This is a genomic window from Peribacillus sp. Bi134 (assembly GCF_918698065.1).
Classification (GTDB): Bacteria; Bacillota; Bacilli; order Bacillales; family DSM-1321; genus Peribacillus.
In genome coordinates this window covers 194,639-212,351 of sequence record NZ_CAKKLN010000008.1, presented here as the reverse complement: position 1 = coordinate 212,351, position 17,713 = coordinate 194,639, and the positions used below count along the sequence as shown (strand labels likewise).

Annotated in this window: 22 protein-coding genes; 11 read left to right on the top strand and 11 right to left on the bottom strand. The window is 40.5% G+C overall.

From position 1 onward, the window contains the following. Nucleotides 1-303 precede the first annotated feature (303 nt). Genes LQ188_RS19380 through LQ188_RS19370 form a run of 3 tightly spaced genes read right to left on the bottom strand, consistent with a single transcriptional unit; the run spans nt 304 to nt 2,650 of the window. Nucleotides 304-1,530: a cation:proton antiporter gene (locus tag LQ188_RS19380; RefSeq protein ID WP_230177854.1), complete on the bottom strand. Its 1,227-nt coding sequence runs from the start codon at nt 1,528-1,530 to the stop codon at nt 304-306. A 6-nt stretch (nt 1,531-1,536) separates the two neighbouring features. Next, the gene (locus LQ188_RS19375) at nt 1,537-2,034 is read right to left on the bottom strand and encodes a cation:proton antiporter regulatory subunit (RefSeq protein WP_101224892.1); all 498 of its coding nucleotides are present in this window, start codon (nt 2,032-2,034) and stop codon (nt 1,537-1,539) included. Nucleotides 2,035-2,086: 52 nt separating this feature from the next. Continuing rightward, a complete protein-coding gene (locus LQ188_RS19370) occupies nt 2,087-2,650 on the bottom strand; it encodes a tyrosine-type recombinase/integrase (protein WP_101224891.1) in 564 nt (187 codons plus the stop codon). Nucleotides 2,651-2,845: 195 nt separating this feature from the next. Here LQ188_RS19370 and LQ188_RS19365 point away from each other — a divergent pair, with 195 nt between their 5' ends. Then, nucleotides 2,846-2,992, top strand: a complete 147-nt coding sequence (locus LQ188_RS19365) for a hypothetical protein (RefSeq protein ID WP_230177852.1) — start codon at nt 2,846-2,848, stop codon at nt 2,990-2,992. 235 nt (nt 2,993-3,227) lie between these two features. On the opposite strand, the gene LQ188_RS19360 is transcribed toward LQ188_RS19365, so the two are convergent. Both LQ188_RS19360 and LQ188_RS19355 read right to left on the bottom strand, forming a co-directional pair. Beyond that, a complete protein-coding gene (locus LQ188_RS19360; RefSeq protein ID WP_230177850.1) occupies nt 3,228-3,800 on the bottom strand; it encodes a VanZ family protein in 573 nt (190 codons plus the stop codon). Nucleotides 3,801-3,842: 42 nt separating this feature from the next. Then, nucleotides 3,843-4,265, bottom strand: a complete 423-nt coding sequence (locus LQ188_RS19355; protein ID WP_230177848.1) for a hypothetical protein — start codon at nt 4,263-4,265, stop codon at nt 3,843-3,845. Nucleotides 4,266-4,629: 364 nt separating this feature from the next. On the opposite strand from LQ188_RS19355, the gene LQ188_RS19350 reads away from it, so the two are divergent. Then, entirely contained in the window at nt 4,630-4,827 is a 198-nt protein-coding gene (locus LQ188_RS19350; RefSeq protein WP_101224888.1) for a hypothetical protein, read from the top strand. Nucleotides 4,828-5,441: 614 nt separating this feature from the next. On the opposite strand, the gene mreBH is transcribed toward LQ188_RS19350, so the two are convergent. Continuing rightward, nucleotides 5,442-6,449, bottom strand: coding sequence for a rod-share determining protein MreBH (gene mreBH, locus LQ188_RS19345; RefSeq protein ID WP_101224887.1), 1,008 nt, complete (start codon nt 6,447-6,449; stop codon nt 5,442-5,444). A gap of 125 nt (nt 6,450-6,574) precedes the next feature. Here mreBH and LQ188_RS26855 point away from each other — a divergent pair, with 125 nt between their 5' ends. The 7 genes from LQ188_RS26855 to map all read left to right on the top strand — a co-directional run bounded on the left by LQ188_RS26855 (nt 6,575) and on the right by map (nt 11,554). Then, on the top strand, nt 6,575-6,703 hold the full coding sequence (locus tag LQ188_RS26855) for a hypothetical protein (protein ID WP_286141446.1): 129 nt from the start codon (nt 6,575-6,577) through the stop codon (nt 6,701-6,703). A gap of 40 nt (nt 6,704-6,743) precedes the next feature. Continuing rightward, nucleotides 6,744-7,841: an AbrB family transcriptional regulator gene (locus LQ188_RS19340; RefSeq protein WP_230177846.1), complete on the top strand. Its 1,098-nt coding sequence runs from the start codon at nt 6,744-6,746 to the stop codon at nt 7,839-7,841. Between the two features lie 349 nt (nt 7,842-8,190). Further along, entirely contained in the window at nt 8,191-8,982 is a 792-nt protein-coding gene (motA, locus tag LQ188_RS19335) for a flagellar motor stator protein MotA (protein WP_230177844.1), read from the top strand. Continuing rightward, the gene (gene motB, locus LQ188_RS19330; RefSeq protein WP_101224884.1) at nt 8,975-9,730 is read left to right on the top strand and encodes a flagellar motor protein MotB; all 756 of its coding nucleotides are present in this window, start codon (nt 8,975-8,977) and stop codon (nt 9,728-9,730) included. The genes motA and motB overlap by 8 nt, the downstream gene beginning before the upstream one ends. A 49-nt stretch (nt 9,731-9,779) precedes the next feature. Next, entirely contained in the window at nt 9,780-10,055 is a 276-nt protein-coding gene (locus LQ188_RS19325; RefSeq protein WP_230177842.1) for a late competence development ComFB family protein, read from the top strand. 130 nt (nt 10,056-10,185) lie between these two features. Next, nucleotides 10,186-10,701: a type 1 glutamine amidotransferase domain-containing protein gene (locus LQ188_RS19320; protein ID WP_076370894.1), complete on the top strand. Its 516-nt coding sequence runs from the start codon at nt 10,186-10,188 to the stop codon at nt 10,699-10,701. A 106-nt stretch (nt 10,702-10,807) separates the two neighbouring features. After that, entirely contained in the window at nt 10,808-11,554 is a 747-nt protein-coding gene (map, locus tag LQ188_RS19315) for a type I methionyl aminopeptidase (protein WP_101224883.1), read from the top strand. A gap of 40 nt (nt 11,555-11,594) precedes the next feature. Here the strand turns inward: map and LQ188_RS19310 are convergent, their stop codons facing one another. The 4 genes from LQ188_RS19310 to LQ188_RS19295 all read right to left on the bottom strand — a co-directional run bounded on the left by LQ188_RS19310 (nt 11,595) and on the right by LQ188_RS19295 (nt 13,939). Then, on the bottom strand, nt 11,595-11,837 hold the full coding sequence (locus tag LQ188_RS19310; RefSeq protein ID WP_063234700.1) for a DUF2164 domain-containing protein: 243 nt from the start codon (nt 11,835-11,837) through the stop codon (nt 11,595-11,597). A gap of 11 nt (nt 11,838-11,848) precedes the next feature. Then, nucleotides 11,849-12,364 (bottom strand): molybdopterin-guanine dinucleotide biosynthesis protein B, encoded by a 516-nt coding sequence (mobB, locus tag LQ188_RS19305; protein ID WP_230177841.1) that lies wholly within the window; start codon nt 12,362-12,364, stop codon nt 11,849-11,851. Then, nucleotides 12,352-13,617 (bottom strand): gephyrin-like molybdotransferase Glp, encoded by a 1,266-nt coding sequence (gene glp, locus LQ188_RS19300; RefSeq protein ID WP_101224881.1) that lies wholly within the window; start codon nt 13,615-13,617, stop codon nt 12,352-12,354. The genes mobB and glp overlap by 13 nt, the downstream gene beginning before the upstream one ends. A 97-nt stretch (nt 13,618-13,714) precedes the next feature. Beyond that, nucleotides 13,715-13,939, bottom strand: coding sequence for a DUF1128 domain-containing protein (locus LQ188_RS19295; RefSeq protein WP_034305672.1), 225 nt, complete (start codon nt 13,937-13,939; stop codon nt 13,715-13,717). Nucleotides 13,940-14,160: 221 nt separating this feature from the next. Between LQ188_RS19295 and LQ188_RS19290 the strand changes: the two genes are divergently transcribed. Both LQ188_RS19290 and LQ188_RS19285 read left to right on the top strand, forming a co-directional pair. Further along, complete coding sequence (locus LQ188_RS19290; RefSeq protein ID WP_101224880.1) at nt 14,161-14,553, top strand: YtxH domain-containing protein; 393 nt, start codon at nt 14,161-14,163, stop codon at nt 14,551-14,553. Nucleotides 14,554-14,569: 16 nt separating this feature from the next. Further along, nucleotides 14,570-15,409, top strand: a complete 840-nt coding sequence (locus LQ188_RS19285) for a YihY/virulence factor BrkB family protein (protein WP_101224879.1) — start codon at nt 14,570-14,572, stop codon at nt 15,407-15,409. Between the two features lie 236 nt (nt 15,410-15,645). Here the strand turns inward: LQ188_RS19285 and LQ188_RS19280 are convergent, their stop codons facing one another. Next, nucleotides 15,646-17,565 (bottom strand): heavy metal translocating P-type ATPase, encoded by a 1,920-nt coding sequence (locus tag LQ188_RS19280; RefSeq protein WP_101224878.1) that lies wholly within the window; start codon nt 17,563-17,565, stop codon nt 15,646-15,648. Nucleotides 17,566-17,713 lie beyond the last annotated feature (148 nt).

Genomic DNA, 17,713 nt, shown 5'->3' with positions numbered 1-17,713 from the left:
GATGGAGAGGTGAAGAAAAGGGCAAGGATGACCAACCTTAGCCAGTTCTTTTTTCAATGCCTTTTTAAAAAAAATTGCAGAAGTCGGGGAATGGCGAGTATAATGCCCGGGAAAATCAGGATTTAAGATTCGTAAAGCAAGCGACTAACTGATAAGCTTTCGATACTTCAAGCCTATCGATAATGCCAACACTACTGCTAGGTATGATTTTATGCCCTCTTTAAAACAAGTATAATAGCTAATTAAGTGATTTATTAAGGTAAACAGAAAAACGGCCAGACATTGTGGTCTGGCCGTTTTTCTCTATTGCACTTCTTTTCCCTGTTCCTTCTGAACCTTCGGAGAGGTCCATTTGAATACTTTATTTAGGATATTATAGATGTGTTTGGATTCTTTGGTAAGGATCGGCCCAAGAATCGCTAAGGTTAAAACATAAAGTGCCGCAAACGGGGTTAGTATAGGCATTAAACCGCCGGCAATGCCTAAGTTGGCTAAAATGATGGAGAATTCGCCGCGTGAAACGATCGTTAAACCGATGTTTGCGGAAGCTCTGTGAGATAAACCGGATTTGCGTCCGGCAATCATACCAGCTGCAAAGTTACCGATTATGGTGATGATGACGGCACCAAGAACCATCCAGACAGCTCCGCCAAGGGTAGTCGGATCGATACTCAAGCCAAAGCTGAAGAAAAATATGGCCCCGAAGAAGTCTCGAAAGGGAATGACAAGTTTCTCGATTCTGTCGCTATGTTCCGTTTCAGAAAAGACTAGGCCGAGCAGTAATGCACCAATGGCTTCCGCAACATGAATCGTTTCCGAGAAACCGGCAATGAAGAATAGTAATGCGAACACGACGATGATAAAAATCTCATCGGAGGATATATTGAATAATTTGTTAAGGACCCCAGATGCTTTCCGGGCGATAACGAAAAATATCAGCATATACCCAATCGCGATAAATGTAGAAAGTAATGTTCCCCAAACGGAACCAGAAGAGCTTAATACCAATCCGGATACGACTGATAAATAAACAGCGAGGAAGATATCTTCAAACATGATGATGCCAAGGATTAGCTCCGTTTCATTGTTACCGGTCCTTTTAAGGTCCACAAGCACCTTTGCCACAATGGCACTTGAAGAAAAACTGATGATACCGGTTAATATCAGAACCTCTTTCAATGGAAGACCGAGCAGGAAACCGTAAAGCAAGGCCATTCCCACGTTGATTAAAATGTAATAGGTTCCGCCTGTCACGATATTTTTTCCGGATTTCATGAGCTTTTTGACGGAAAATTCAAGCCCTAGGTAAAACAGAAGGAATAATATACCGACCCGACCGAGGAATGCTATGATTTCATCGCTTTCGATGAAACGCAGGTCAATTAATCCGAAGTGCGGGGCATGGGGGCCAACGAGCATCCCGATGATAATTAATAGTGGAACATTCGATATTTTGAATTTACCTGCTACGAGAGCGGCTAATGCCACTAGAAGTAGGGCAGTTCCCACTTCAAAGACTAAATGGTCCATATGAGCTTAGTCACTCCTTTCGTCGGTCAATAATTCTCTTGTGAGGTTTCGGATATCTTTTCTTTCACCGGATATCACAAGGGTGTCGCCTGTTTCGATGATGGAGTCAGGACCAGGATTATTCAGTTGTTTTTTTCCTTTTTTAGAATGGGCGATGACGGTCACGTTATAATTGCTCCTGATATCAATCGCACCGATCGTTTGATTGATGGCCTTTGAACCTGGTTCGACTTTGAACCATTCAATCACCAAGTCACCCAATGACATTTCAATCGTTTCAAGTGCTTGCGGTTTATAAACCATGCCGCCTATGATGGAAGCCATTTGCCGTGATTCCTGATCGTTAAGGGTGATGCTCGATATGACGTCCTCATGTTCATTATCAAAATGGTATAATTCCCGACGGCCGTCATCATGAATGACGATTACTAACTTTTCATCATTTCTCGTTATGATTTCAAATTTTTGGCCAATACCAGGAAGTTCACTTTCTCTAATTCTCACTGGAATTCCTCCTTAAAATGTTGGTTAGAGTTAATAGAAGATAGCAGAATGTTTATAAGTTAACGTCAATATTCGTCTTGAATTTCTTCTCCTTCGATATGCCGATGTATTTTAATGTCTCCGATGGACTGGAATGATGGTAATGCTTCTGTATCAATGCCAGTGACACTCCTTGTTTATAGGCATGGTAGCCAAAAGTTTTACGCATCGAACTTGCTCCGAATTTGCCTGTCAGCCCTGCACCTTCCACAGCATCATGGATGATTCGGTGAGCCTGTTGACGTGTGATCGGCTTTTTTGTCTTAGGGGAAAGAAATAAAAATTGACCTTCGATAACCTTTGAGCCTTTAAGGTATTCTTGTAAGGCGGTACGGACTTTCAGGTTCAAATAAATTTGGTTTACTTCGTCATTTTCCGTACGCTGCTCATAGAACTCCTTTATTTTGCCCGTTTCATCCAGAACGCTGGCGACGGTGATTTCGAGCATTTCATTTATCTTCATACCTGTATTGATGCCGAGTACAAACAATAAATAATCCCGACTGGAGTGAGAGCGTAAGTATGTTTTTATTTTGCTGATTTGATTGATATCCTTAAAGGCTTCTACATATTCCATAGATCTTCTCCTCTTACCAATGTAACATAATTATATTATAACACAAGTTATGTAACATTGCATGCGTTAAGTCCTATTAAGTCCTATTAAGGCTTCTCCAAAAAGCAAAGTACTGTTGAACCAAAAAAAGCTTTTTCTTATTCTCTACACAATCAAGTGAAAATATATCCGTTTCTTTTAAAAGCAAAAAGGGGTTTGTCTACATTTTTTTATGGCTTGTACAATGTGGGCGTGGTTGTAACGAGAGGCACTAAGCTTTCCAGAGGCGGTACGGGAGCCGCATCGGCTTTCAGCGAGGCTGCTGAAAAACTAAAGGTTTTGAATGAGTTATTGTTTTTTTAACAGAAATAGATCACTTCCTGTACGATAATGAACAGGAAGTGATCTATTTCTTTCATATTTAGTTACTTTTCTGCTTTGATTTTCGTGAAAATTCGTTTGAGGTTGACTGCGAAAATGGCTGTTGCTCCTTGAATTCTCATGCCAAATAGAGACCCGCTGATGATGCTTCATCATACCCGTGTCTGTGTAGTCGGATAACGATTTGAAATGGCGTTTTTCACAGGATAAATCGTTATTATGTATTATTGATATGTTTAACTATGGAATTAAACTTTATATGCCACTTTCTCACAAGGATATGAAACGTTAATTTAAATAACTTAAATAAAATGAAGTATCCTAATAATGTCCCTGATATATTAAAGATTACATCATCAATATCAACAAATCTGAAAGTATATCCTGCATATAAAGCTGTTAGTAGTTGACCTGATTCGAGAATTATTCCAGTTAATACACCAGCTATTAAAATTTTCTTAAATGAGGCTCTAAATAAGAAGGGTAATCCAAAGCCTAGTGGGACAGTCATTAAAATATTAAAAAAGCTCAATTTGGTAAATTCATATTTAAATGGGATTAAATTCATTTCTCTCCAAACATTTTGCCCCCCAAACGCTTCTCTTTGATCATCATCTACATAAATGGGAAATTGAGTGAGGTTTATAACATTACATAAATAAACATACATAATTGTATAGAATAAAAGATAGGTATGACTTTTTTTGAAACTTAATTTTAGTATTAGTGCCAAAATGATATATAAAATTATAAAACTGTAAAGAATCCAACCGCTGAAATGATAAACCATTTTAGAGACTCCTATCGAGAATTATAAGCTCTTTCCAGTTGTTTAATTTGATATTTTTCCTGAACCTTTTATATTTCTACCGTCATCAACTTTAAAAATTTGCAAATAATACTTAGTACCCCCACCTAGACCAGAATAGCTACCTGACACACTAGAAGAAGTACCATTTTTATTAGGTGCAGCTTTTATTGTACCAAAACTGTTACCTGAGGTCTTATTCCATAATTGATAAGTTATGGGGTTAGGACCTACAGGGCTAGGGTCAGAGCTATATTGATAATGTGTACCACTTAATTTTGCAGTTCCTTTATTTAATTTAAAATATTGACCGTTTTTACTTCCATCAACTAAACGAAGATTCATTGTAAAGCTATAAGCGTTAGTTGCTGCAAAAGCAAAAGAGGGCATTGCTATTATAATTGATAATATACATATCACTGAAACTGAAAATAATTTAGTTTTCAATAATTACACCCTTTCAGTTTTTTTATATGTGACCACATATTACCTATTTGTTAACAAGGACTATAGTATCGTAAATATCCACAATTTACGTCTCAATTTTGAAGTGTTCTGTTTCAGAAAAGAATAATAGTATAAAGAAATAAATGGTGAAATGATGTTTGAATATTTAATTTTATTTTAAAATTCATGGTGAATAATGATTGTAAGTTAATGAACAACAGATGTATTAAAGGAAGTGTTTGTAACGCAGATAAATCAAGTTTATCGAGTTGCGGTATAACCATGAAAAAACAATCTTTTACATAATCACTATGTTATTTATCAGCATACAATTTTGGTAGTAAAGAAATTAAGGTGAAATTTAATGATGTTGAGTGTTAGAAATCTGGGCTATGTGTCTAATATCAGTATTTATGATAAGCCTAAAAAAGTCGCAATTTTAGACAGCGTTATTAATGATCAGCAACCTGCATTAAATGGACAAATTGTTGCTAAATATGACGTAATTAAACAGCAAATGTTTATTATTTTCACGCTGACGAGAATGCAAAGAAAATTATAAGATTGATTACAAAATCGCTTTATGAGTGGGAAATGCCAAATTCACCTGAAGATTTGTCATTTTTTAAACAAGGAAAGTTTTGGTTTGGCTACTTCTTCGTATGAAAAACAATGCTATATTTATCCTGAAAATGATACCGAAGCTTCTAGGATTAAGGATATTGAAGGCTTAAGAATTCAAGAATTGGAAGATTTAACAAATGGGAGTTTTCCTTGATAATAAAATAAGGGTGAATCCTATATACCTTTACAAAGCATGAAAGGTTCTCAACTTAAATGTTGAGGTCTTTTTTCTTTGTATTGGATACGCAAAAAAGGTTGCTGGAGGACGGAGCTATGGGGATAGGCGTATCACCTTAGAATTACGTAACCAAGGTGCTCGCATCAAGTGTAATTTTGTATAGGATGAAACAAATCCTTCCATTCCATGTTTTAGATAGCGACCCATCTTTTCAGAGGGGATAAACCTCATGTCTTTCTTGGTTTTTTTCCTTCTAAGTACTCTAAAACTGCATTTGATTTTTGGTCTATCGTATATTTAGGAAAAAAACTGCACCTCCAATTGTTAGATGTTGTCTAACAATTGGGGTGCAGTTCAAAGATAGCCATTTATTTCTAGTATACGGCTTTTTGTAATTTGTGAATGACCTCAAGTGAAAGCCCGGTTCCGATGGCAACTGATTCAAGCGGGTTATCTGCAAGTTGGACTGGGACGACGATTTCATTCGTCAGCCATTCTTGTACCCCGTTGAGAAGTGCACCCCCGCCGGATAAGATGACACCTTGATCGACGATATCCCCGCTCAATTCAGGAGGACAATCTTCCAAAGTGGCCCTGATTGCTTCCAGTATATGGAGAAGCGATTCCTGGATGGCTTCCTGGACGTCAGTGGATGATATTGTAATTGGCTTTGGAAGACCCGTTACAAGATCGCGGCCCCTGACTTCCATGGTGATCACGGAATGTTCAACGAGTGCGTAGCCGATTTCTTTTTTTATTTCCTCGGCGGTTCTTTCCCCAATCAGCACATTATGTTTTTTTCTGACATACTGGCTGATATCTTCATCCAATTGATCTCCGCCAATTCTGATTGAATTGCAAGAAACGACGCCGCCATAAGAAATGATTGCGACCTCAGTCGTTCCGCCGCCGATATCAACGATGACATTGGCAACTGGCTCTTCGACAGGCAAGCCCGCACCTATTGCTGCTGCTACTGGTTCCTCGATAAGGTGGACCTGTTTCGCTCCGCAGCTTTTGACTGCATCCTGAATGGCCCTTCTCTCAACTGATGTGGAACCTGATGGTGTACAGACCACTACACTAGGTTTGCGAATCGATAATCCTAGGGCCTTACTTGCTTTTTTCATGATTTCCCGAAGCATTTGCGCGGTCACATCAAAGTCCGCAATGACACCATCCTTAAGCGGACGGATTGCCACAATATTTCCAGGTGTTTTCCCGATCATGTTTTTTGCATCCACACCGACTGCCAATACTTTATTAGTCTCTATATCAATGGCCACCACAGATGGCTCATTAAATACGATTCCTTTATTTTTACTGTAAACTAGCGTATTTGCAGTTCCTAAGTCAATGCCTATTTCTGTATTTGATAACATCTAGTCACCCCTCCATAAGAGTTTGACCCCTATATACTCATTCTACCTTTTATAACGAATTTGTGGGGGTGGGAAATCTAGTAAATAGTGGAAGTCACGTGCTGTTCCTTTCATAGAGCGAAAACATGATGAAATATAAAAATGCACTGGTGAGGGAGGCGCCCCAAGAACGGCAAATGTCCAATTGGCATCCTGACAATGGAATGTTGAAAACAAGCGTGGATGCAGCTTTGAATCCGCCTATTTTATGTTAAGATAAAGATGAAAATCCGCTTATATAAAGAAGGTAATTTTGTGAGTGTATATTTAATCGAGAGTAAGAGTTTTAGAGTCATCTTTACAGCTTTTCTAGCTTTCCTGGGTGGTTATGCGTTTGATAGCCTTGGAATATACCTGCCATGGATGCTTGGACCATTATTCGTCGTGATGATTGCTAAAGTGAAGTTAAGGAAGTACTTGTATTGGTCTAAAACCTTTAGAAGTACTGGATTGGTCATTCTAGGTTTACAACTGGGCAGTTCATTCACGAAACAATCGCTAAATGAGATGATTGAATATCTGCCTGTTATGCTTTTTACGACAATTGCAATCATTTCATTTACAGTGTTGACTGGATGGTTTGTCGGAAAGCGAATGAACTTATCCTTGAGCACATCGATGCTTGGCAGTTTTCCGGGAGGCCTTTCCCAGATGGTGGTCTTAAGTGAGGAAATGAAGGATAGTGATGAAACGGTTGTAGGTTTCATGCAAACACTGCGGGTCATCCTTGTGATATCCATTGTTCCTTGGATTGTGACCCATGTAATGTCAGTTGAATCAGGTGCGGTAATGGCCGTATCGGAGCGGCCGTTTTTCTTATTTGAATATGATGGGAAATTAGCCATCATGATGTTGGTAACATTGCTGATATTCATCTTCATCACAAAGAAAGCCAATTTTCCGCTCCCTTTTTTGCTAGGACCTCTCATGGCCGCAGCACTATTCAATTTAGCAGGCCCAGGTGCACCGCAGATTCCTGACTTTTGGTTGAACTTATCGCAATTGTTGATCGGCGCACATTTAGGCTACACACTGAAGGTTGATAACCCCCGACTTTTCAGAAAGATGTTCGGGGCCGTATTCGTCAGTAATGTCCTATTGATTGGATTTTGCTATTATCTTTCCATTCAGTTTGCCCCAATCCTATCTTTACAGGCGAACGAATTATTTTTGAGCATGGCGCCAGGCGGTGTCGCCGAAATGGCAGTCACAGCCATGTCGGTGCATGTGGATTTATCCGTTGTCACAAGCTTTCATTTATTCAGGATCTTATTCATTTTATTTTTTCTGTCACCCATCATAAAATGGCTGGCCGGAAGAAACCTCGGGAAACAAAAACAGGGACAAAGCTGACAGGCCTTGTCCTTTTTGCGTTAAGCGGAATTCACGAGTAAAATGCTGAACTCACGAGTAAACAGCCAAAATTCACGAGTAGAAACCGCCAAAACTCACGAGTAGATGCCCATATTCCAGACGTATTGAGATAATTTCGTACAAAACAGGCTGGTAATTCCGCTCTGAAAGGATATTGTACCTAAAATATTGAAATGTGCTGTTGGTTAAGCTCATCAAGGCAATAAAGTTGGTGGATTTTGTGATGATTTAGTGAAAATTGAAATCGAATAGTAAAATAATCCTCACTTTTTTTGAACTTCATCCGATATAAGGAGGAGACGAGACTTTAAATGAATGGGTGAGTATTATGGATATAACATCAGTTTTGGGCGTAGTTCTGGGTATCGTGGCCATCTTGGTCGGAATGGTGTTGAAAGGCGTTAGTGTAACGGCGCTGATAAACCCGGCGGCTATTTTGATCATTATTGTAGGGACGATAGCTGCTGTCGTAACGGCTTTCCCTTTGTCGGAATTAAAAAGACTACCAAAAATATTCAAGATTTTATTCTTTGAACAACAATTGACAAAGCCTGAAGATTTAATAAAAACCTTTTCTGAATGGGCGGTCATTGCCAGGAAAGAAGGCTTATTGGCATTGGAAAGCATTTCGGATCAGGTGGATAATACTTTTTTGAAAAATGGCTTGAATCTTGCAGTCGAAGGTCAAAGTGCCGATTATATTCGTGATATTTTAGCTGAGGAAATAGATGCGATGGAAGAACGTCATCTAAGCGCGGCAGCGATTTTCAGTCAAGCCGGTACATACGCACCGACGCTGGGTGTATTGGGTGCGGTAATCGGGCTGATAGCTGCATTGGGTAATATGGCCGACACGGAGGCTTTGGGACATGCCATATCTGCCGCGTTCGTCGCAACCTTGATGGGTATTTACACGGGGTATGTTTTATGGCATCCATTTGCCAATAAGCTAAAACGGAAGTCGCAGCAGGAAGTTCGAATCAAAGAAATGATGATAGAAGGTATTTTATCGATCATCGAAGGGGAAGCGCCACGAACGATTGAACAGAAATTAACATCATATTTGCCTGCTGGAGATCGTAAAAAGTGGTTAGAAGGCGATGTGAGAGAAGATGGCTAGGCGCAAAAAGAAACAAAGGCATGAAGAGCATATCGATGAATCATGGCTGGTTCCCTACGCCGATATCTTAACATTGCTTCTCGCGCTTTTTATCGTCTTGTTCGCTTCAAGTTCGGTTGATGCAGTAAGGTTCCAGCAGTTGTCCAATGTATTTAACCAGGTTTTTACAAGCGGAACGGGTTTTATGGATTTTCCAAGTGATTCCCCCAGCAATGAGCCAACGTCACCTGAACAAAGAACAGGTGCGGAAGATCTTGAGAAGCTAGGGAAAAACGAGCAAGAAGAACTTACGGAAGTTCAGGAGCGTGTAAATGCCTACATCCAAAAGAATGATTTAACGAATAAATTGGGAACGAACCTAACGGATGAAGGCATGTTGATTTCAATTAGGGAAAACGTGCTGTTCGAATCGGGTGTGGCTGAGGTGAGAAGTGAAAACCGAAAAATCGCTAAGGAAATCTCAGATCTACTAATCATGGATTTACCCAGAAACATTATCGTAAGCGGACATACAGATAATATTCCTATAAAGAATTACCAGTATGAATCCAACTGGGATCTGAGCGTGATGCGATCCGTGAATTTTATGAAGCTTCTCCTCGAAAATAAAGAGTTGGATCCCGAAATGTTCAGCGCTAAAGGACATGGGGAATTCAAGCCGGTTGCTTCCAATGAAACGAAAAAAGGAAGGGCGAAAAACCGGAGAGTTGAAATCCTAATTGTTCCACGGACAGCGATAAATGAGTGAGTGAAAACCTGTCAAGAATGGACGGGTTTTTCTTTTTTAAGGAGATTATATGGAAAGAGAATATACAAATGTGATGGAAGAAATCGTTGTGACTTGGGTGCAGGTTTTAATGTCAGGTATGGAATACCAAACATTTTGTTCATGCGGTAAATGTAAAAATGACATCATCACATTATCATTGAATAACCTGCCTAATTACTATGTAACCACGGAAGAAGGGCGGAAAAGGATATTTGGAAATTTGAATACAGAAGAAAACAGGAAATGGATCAATAAAAGAATCATCAATGCGATACACGTTGTTGGCCAGTATCCTAAACATTGATTTGCTTTGGGGATAGGCTAATGAAATTTAGCACTAACATTAATTATGTGTTTTATTTATGGTGGCAGAGGGAACATAAATAAAGTGCAAAGTATGTTCATTCGATCAAAAATTGAGGAGATGAATTATTATGGGTAAAAATATCGCATGTGTAGTAACGAATATGTTTGAGGACTCGGAGTATAGTGAACCGGCAAAGGCATTTGAAGAAGCCGGCCATACGGTAACGACGATTGAAATGATAAAAGGGAAAACAGTTAAAGGGAAACAAGGGGAGGTAGAAGTCGAGATTGATGAAAGCATCGACTCAGTGAAACCGGAAAATTTCGATGCATTATTCATCCCCGGTGGGTTCTCGCCTGATCAGCTGCGTGCTGACGAACGCTTCGTATCTTTCGCCAAATCGTTCATGGATGATAAGAAGCCTGTATTTGCAATCTGTCATGGACCGCAGTTGCTGATTACAGCCAAAACACTTGAAGGACGCCATGCAACAGGATATACATCCATTAAAGTCGATATGGAATATGCAGGTGCAACATATTTGGACAAGGAGGTTGTTGTTTGCGGCAACCAGCTTGTAACCAGCAGGACACCTGAAGATCTTCCGGCATTTAACCGGGAATCGCTCAATCTATTGAAATAATGAAAAATCCCGGCAGCTGCCGGGATTTTTCATTTTAAAGGATTCATATACTTTCATCTTTGCAGTAAAATAAAAGGAGAGACGAATAAAAAAGGAAGTGTCACAATTGATCGTATTAAAATCTGCACGTGAAATTCAAGCGATGCATGAATCGGGTAAAATTTTGGCAGCTTGTCATAGGGAGATAGCTAAGTTGATTGTTCCTGGGGTGACAACATGGGAAATAGAAGAATTTGTTGAAGGATTCTTAAAAAAACATGGTGCGAAGCCGGAACAAAAGGGTTACAAAGGGTATGAGTATGCGACATGTGCCAGCATAAATGAAGAAATCTGTCATGGTTTCCCTCGTAAGACCCCTTTGAAAAATGGAGATATCGTAACGATTGATATGGTCGTCAATTATAACGGGGCCCTTGCCGATTCAGCCTGGACGTATACGGTCGGTAAGGTTTCAAAGGAAACCGAGCATTTGGTTCATGTGACGAAGGAATCTTTATATAAGGCGATTGAAGTATGTGTGGAAGGCAATCGGATTGGAGATATTGGTCATGCCATACAAACATATGTCGAGGCGGAAGGCTTCTCTGTCGTTCGTGATTTCATTGGGCACGGGATAGGAAGTGTCATTCATGAAGAGCCGCAGGTTCCGCATTATGGACTGCCGAATAAAGGTCCGCGTCTTAAGGAAGGCATGGTATTCACCATCGAGCCAATGGTAAACGTAGGTACATATAAAGCAAGCCGGGATCCGAATGGATGGACGGCATCCACTGCAGATGGGAAATACTCGGCTCAATATGAGCATACGATTGCCATTACGAAAAACGGTCCGCTTATTCTGACCGAACAATGAAAATGAAAAAACAGCATCGATTATGATGCTGTTTTTCATTTTAATCAATTGGCCGTTCCAATGAATACAAATCTTCTTCGATATTTCCTAATCTGTCCTCAATGACTTTTTTAGCATCTTTGATACCTTCATTATAAATAAATGGAGCAATATTTTCGAAAATGAACTGTAAGTGATTTTCAGCAGCGATTTCTCCGATTTCCTTGCCATGTTCCTGATACACATATTCTTGGATACTTTCGATCATCTTGCGGCGTTTTTCTATGGGAAATTGAATGAACATTGTGCCCTCCTTCATATTTGTTCTAAAAACCATGTAATGAATGAATCTGAATCCAAAGGGAATACGGGAACTGAAGCATGATTCCTGGTTCGTTCCAGACATTCGGGCCAAGCCACTGCTGCTTTGACATTAGTAAGCCGTTCCAATAACACGAGGTCACTTTCTTCCTTGATTAAAATGACCTTAGGAAAGTCCTCTTGCTTATAACCCTCAATTAAAATCACATCAGGGAGAAATAGACACAGTAATTGAATCAGCTCAGTTATAGGGGCTTCACCCTTGAAATTCCCGAGCAGCTCGATTGTTCCATCACCTTCAACAAGTGAAGCTGCCGCCCCAGCCTGAAAGTGTTTATTGGAATCCTTCATACCGTTAACATACGGTTTTCCGCCATGTCCATGATGTTTTAAAACGGCTGTCTCTAATTTGGCTTTGCGAAGCTTTTTGATAATATTCGTTATGAAGGTCGTTTTTCCTCTATTTTGGTAGCCAACCACCTGAAAAATAAAAGGCTTCACCAAGGCCATTTGCATCCTTCCTGGTCATCGAGGAGCAGGATGTCCACGAAATCTCCCGTTTGGAAACCACGGGTCCCCCCAGGTAAGACGGTCAGTGAATTGGCACCTGCCAAGCTTGTTGTAATATTGGATTTATCCACACCGCTAGGAATTACCTTCAACTGGCCTGATTCGTAAAATAATCGGGTCCGAAGCAGACGTGAGAATGGATTGGGCTTTAAAAAGTCTTCTGCCAATTGGGCCGTCTCTTTTCGTAAATGCGGATGTTCCGAAAACAGCATGGTGCGGATGATCGGTCTTGCAAATAGTTCAAAGCCAACATAACTGGCGGAAGGATTGCCGGATAAACCGAATAAAAATTTGTTATTATATACCGCTACAGTCGTCACGCTGCCGGGGCGCATGGCCACTTTGTTGAATAAGACTTCAGCACCCATTTTTTGATAAATATCCGGGAGAAGGTCAAAATCACCGACAGAAACCCCTCCAGTTGTAATGAGCAAATCCACTTCCTCCAAGGCAGTTGAAATGGCCTCGTAACTTAATTCGAATTCGTCCTTAAGCTTTCCATAAAAGCGGACATCTCCTCCGGTCCTCCGAATTTGGGCGGAGATGGCATGTGAATTGCTATTACGGATTTTCCCGGGCTGCAACGGTTCGTTAACATCAAGAAGTTCCGAGCCTGTAGCGAATAATCCGACGACAGGTTTCTTGGCAACTGGGACTTCGGCATATCCGAATGTTGCCAGCAAGCCGATGATCCCTGGATTGATCGTTGTTCCTTTTTTTACAAGAACATCGCCTTTCTTTGCATCCTCTCCTTGAAAAGAAACGTTTTCGCCTTCCTTAAGTGAGCGTTTAAATGATATGTACTTCTTTCCGTCCTTTTCGAATTCCTTTGTGAGCTCGAGCATGATTACGGCATCACACTCAGCTGGCATCTGAGCTCCAGTCATGATTCTCGCCACTTGATTTTTTTGTACAGGGACAGTCGGTACCATCCCCGCAGCCAGTTCTTCAACCACTTCGAACTCAAGAGGGTTATTTATGGAACCCTCTGCCGTATCCTTGGACCTGAGGGCGAATCCATCGTATGGAGAGCGGTTAAAATGCGGAACATCATTTGTAGCTACAATATCTTGAGCCAAAAAACGGTCTTGGCTTTCCTTGAGGGGAATCAGTTCCGCATGTCCTATTAATTTATGCTTCATCACTTTTTCCACTGCTTCCGCAATACTGATGGGTGTTCTTCTTTCTAACATGCTTACAACTCCTGTCAGTTTTCAATTTCTATATCAAATGTATCAGAATTATTTTAAAAATGAAAAAAATCCTCACCGGTACGGGAGGATTTGAATGTTACTTATTACGCAGTCTTCCAAGTTCCTCGGCGATCGCTTCCATTTCACGGACACTGAAATTCGTTTTTTTCATCACCATTGTATAAATATCGTGCAGCTCTTCGTACATTTCGATATCAAAATGGGTTGATTTGATTGCACCGAAGTTCATCACTTTTAATTTATCCTTGATTGCTTCGATCATAAACTCGACACTTTCGGCTGTGTTTTGCGTTAAATCCATTTCCCTCATCCTTTCATACGTTCCTAAATTATTTTCATCTTTGCATGATTATCGCTGGAAGTCAATGAATATTACGAAGCTTGATCCCCAATATCCTTGGTCATCTCCACGTTTTAAACTGAGGGAGTTTGGGAAAAGATAGGAAAAAACTTTTTTAAACATTGTATAATGGAGATAGCTACCATTATCCATCAACTAATATATGACGAGGAGGAGAATATATGAGCAACATTCGAGAAGAATATAAGTGTGTCAAGAAAAGTAAATTTATGCAAGCGGTCTTTATTGGTGCGTTAGCAGGGGCTGCGATAAGCCTTTTTGACAAGGATACGCGTAATTCTGTATTGGAAAACAGTAAAAGCTGCATGAGTAATATGAAGGAATTCGTGAAGAATCCCAATGGGGTGCTTACACAAGTACGTGAAACATCATCCAAGGTCCGTTCCACTGTTGAAAAAATTTCCGATGATGTATCCTTCATTTCCCAAAAGGTGGAGGAAATGAAAGATATTCCATCGCAAGTTGCCCAAGTGGTGATGGAGACGAAGGAAGTTTTTGCTGCAGAGCAAGATGAGTCATCTTCAAGTCACCATGAACGGATTTCCTTAAATTAGAAAATGGGGTGGAGGTATGGCCAATAAAAAAGAATGGCTGAAAGGCTCATTCTTCAAGACTTTCATAAAACGGTTACAGATGGATGATGTGTCGGGGCTTGCCGCACAGCTGTCTTATTTCTTCTTACTTTCCTTGTTTCCGTTACTTATTTTTTTATTCACCTTATTGGCCTATCTGCCATTTTCCCAAGAAGATATATTAAATACCGTCCGTACATATGCGCCTGACGATTCGATGAAAATCATTGAGGCCAACCTATCTGAAGTAATGGAAGCGAATGGGACTTTATTGTCGTTTGGTGTCATCGGAACGATATGGTCGGCATCGAATGGGATGAATGCAATCATTAAAGCATTTAACCATGCATATGATGTAAAAGAAAGTCGAACTTTCTTTATTTCCCGGGGAATGTCGATTCTGCTCACATTAGCGATGATTTTTGTTTTTATTGTCGTTTTATTGCTGCCGGTATTCGGAAAACAGATCGGAGTATTCCTATTTGCCGAAATTGGACAATCCGATGAATTTCTTATGATTTGGAACCAGCTTCGCTGGGTAATAAGTACGCTTGTATTTTTAATTGTGTTCACGATCCTTTATTGGATTGCCCCCAACATAAAGCAAAAATGCATAACCGTACTGCCCGGTGCTATCTTTGCAACGGCAGGATGGAGTCTTGTTTCCTTTTTGTTTTCTTTTTATGTGGAGAACTTCGCTAATTATTCCGCAACATATGGGAGCCTTGGAGGGATCATCGTATTAATGGTCTGGTTTTATTTATCAGGGCTCATCATCATACTGGGCGGGGAAATAAATGCGCTCATAAGTGAAAGGCAAAAACCAGAATGTGCATGAGCTTCCTGGAGTTCCCGTAATAGCGGACTATCATGCTGCAGATACTATTCAAGAAATAACAACTTTTGATGAGGAGGAGTTCTTTCATGAGTAAAAAGGATGGCAGCACAAAGCAAAAAGGAAAAAATAAAGGTTCGAACCATAAAACATCAGGTTCTGCAAATGGTAAGAACGGATATCACTAAATTGAAACGATCATAAAAAAAGGGAGCCTTGGAGGGCTCCTTTTTTCATGTTTAGTTTCTCAAAAGTCTTAAGCTGTTCAGTATAACGAGAATTGTGCTTCCTTCATGTCCAATGACGCCGTATGGAAGGTCAAGGAATTGAAGGAAATTGGATGCGATCAGGATCATGATGACCGAAATTGAAAAGATGACGTTTTGTTTGATGATTCGATTCATCTTCTTGGATAATTTGACTGCTTCCGCGATGCGCGGCAAGTCATTCTTCATCAGAACAACATCCGCTGTCTCCAAGGCAACATCCGTGCCTTCACCCATTGCAATTCCCACAGATGCCGTTGCTAGTGCAGGTGCATCATTGATGCCATCCCCAACCATTGCTACAGTGCCAAAATGTTCTTTCAGCCTTTTCACTTCAGTCACTTTGGTTTCTGGCAGGCATTCGGCAATATATGCATCAATGTGGCTCTCCGACGCAATCGCTTTAGCCGTTTTTTCACCATCGCCTGTCAGCATGACGGTATGGATGCCCTCCTTTTTCAAAGCTTCGATGGCTATAATGGTTTCTTCACGCACGACATCTTTCAAAGTGAGAATACCGGCAATCCCTTGATCATCCTTTGCATAAACGATTGTCTTGCCTTGTTCAGCCAATGTCAGTGCAATGCCATTTTGGAATCGTTCTGCTTCACTGCGACCGACGAAATCAGCTTTTCCGACTTTCCAAAGCACGCCATTGATGTATGCTTGAACCCCATTGCCTGAGATATCTTCCATGTTATCCGGTTTAATGATGTCTCTTTGCAATTTCGTTTTGGCATAACGTACGATCGATGTTGCCAAAGGGTGGTTTGAATAATTTTCAACAGATGCAATATGAAATAAGAAATCATCTTCGTTTAAATCTTCGCGGATAATGACATCCGTTACCTCGGGTTTTCCTTTTGTTAATGTACCTGTTTTATCTAAAGCAATTGCCTGCAGGTTACCTAGATTCTCAAGATGGATGCCGCCTTTAAATAAAATGCCATGACGAGCACCATTTGAAATGGCAGATAGCGTTGCTGGCATAATAGAAGCCACAAGTGCACAAGGTGAAGCGACAACGAGCAGGATCATCGCCCTGTAGAATGTTTCGGTCCAGCTCCACCCCAATATGAAATGGGGTACGAACATCATCAAGCCGACAACGGTCAATACCACTTTTACATAAGTACCTTCAAACCGTTCAATGAACAGCTGGGAAGGGGACTTTTCACTTTGTGCGGATTGAACGAGAGTGATTATTTTTTGAAATAATGTTTCACTTGCTGGTTTGGTGATTTCCACGGTAATCGTACCACGGAGGTTAACCGTTCCGGCAAATACTTCATCATCCAATGATTTGCTTACCGGTATGGATTCACCAGTGATGGCGGCTTCATCGATATTGGTACGGCCGTCCGTGATTTTTCCATCTGAAGGAACTCTCTCACCTGGTTTCACTAAAATCAGATCTCCGACATGCAGCTGTGAAACGGATACGGTTTCTTCATATCCGTTAGTGATGCGCAGTGCTTCCTCAGGCTGTAAGTCCATAAGTGCCGAAATTTCTTTATGGCTTTTATTCATCGTGTATGTCTCAAGGGCACCGCTTAAAGCGAAGATGAAAATCAATATGGCACCTTCCGTCCAGTATCCGATGACCGCAGAACCGATGGCCGCAAAAATCATCAGCATCTCAACATTCAATTCCCGGTCGGCAATCGTATCTTCTATTCCTTCTTTTGCTTTGGCATATCCGCCAATCAAGAAAGAAGCTAAGTATATGACGATGGAAGTGGACTCCATTCCGTTCTTTGAAAGGGCCCATCCCATCACTATTAATAAACCGCTGAACAATGCAGCAAAAAGTTCTAGATGAGGTTTTGCTTTTTCCAACCAAGTGGTTTGGCATGAAGCCGGTTGGGTTAAATGTTTAGTATCTGTAGTCATAAGATTCCCTCCCACATTCTTCTCTATTTTGTGTAAATGATATAGATTATCATTTGTGTGATATCTAATTGAGAAAGATAATCAACGTCATTTCTCTGGATAAAATATGAAAGCTGCCACCAAAATTGCGATGACAGCAATGTTTTCA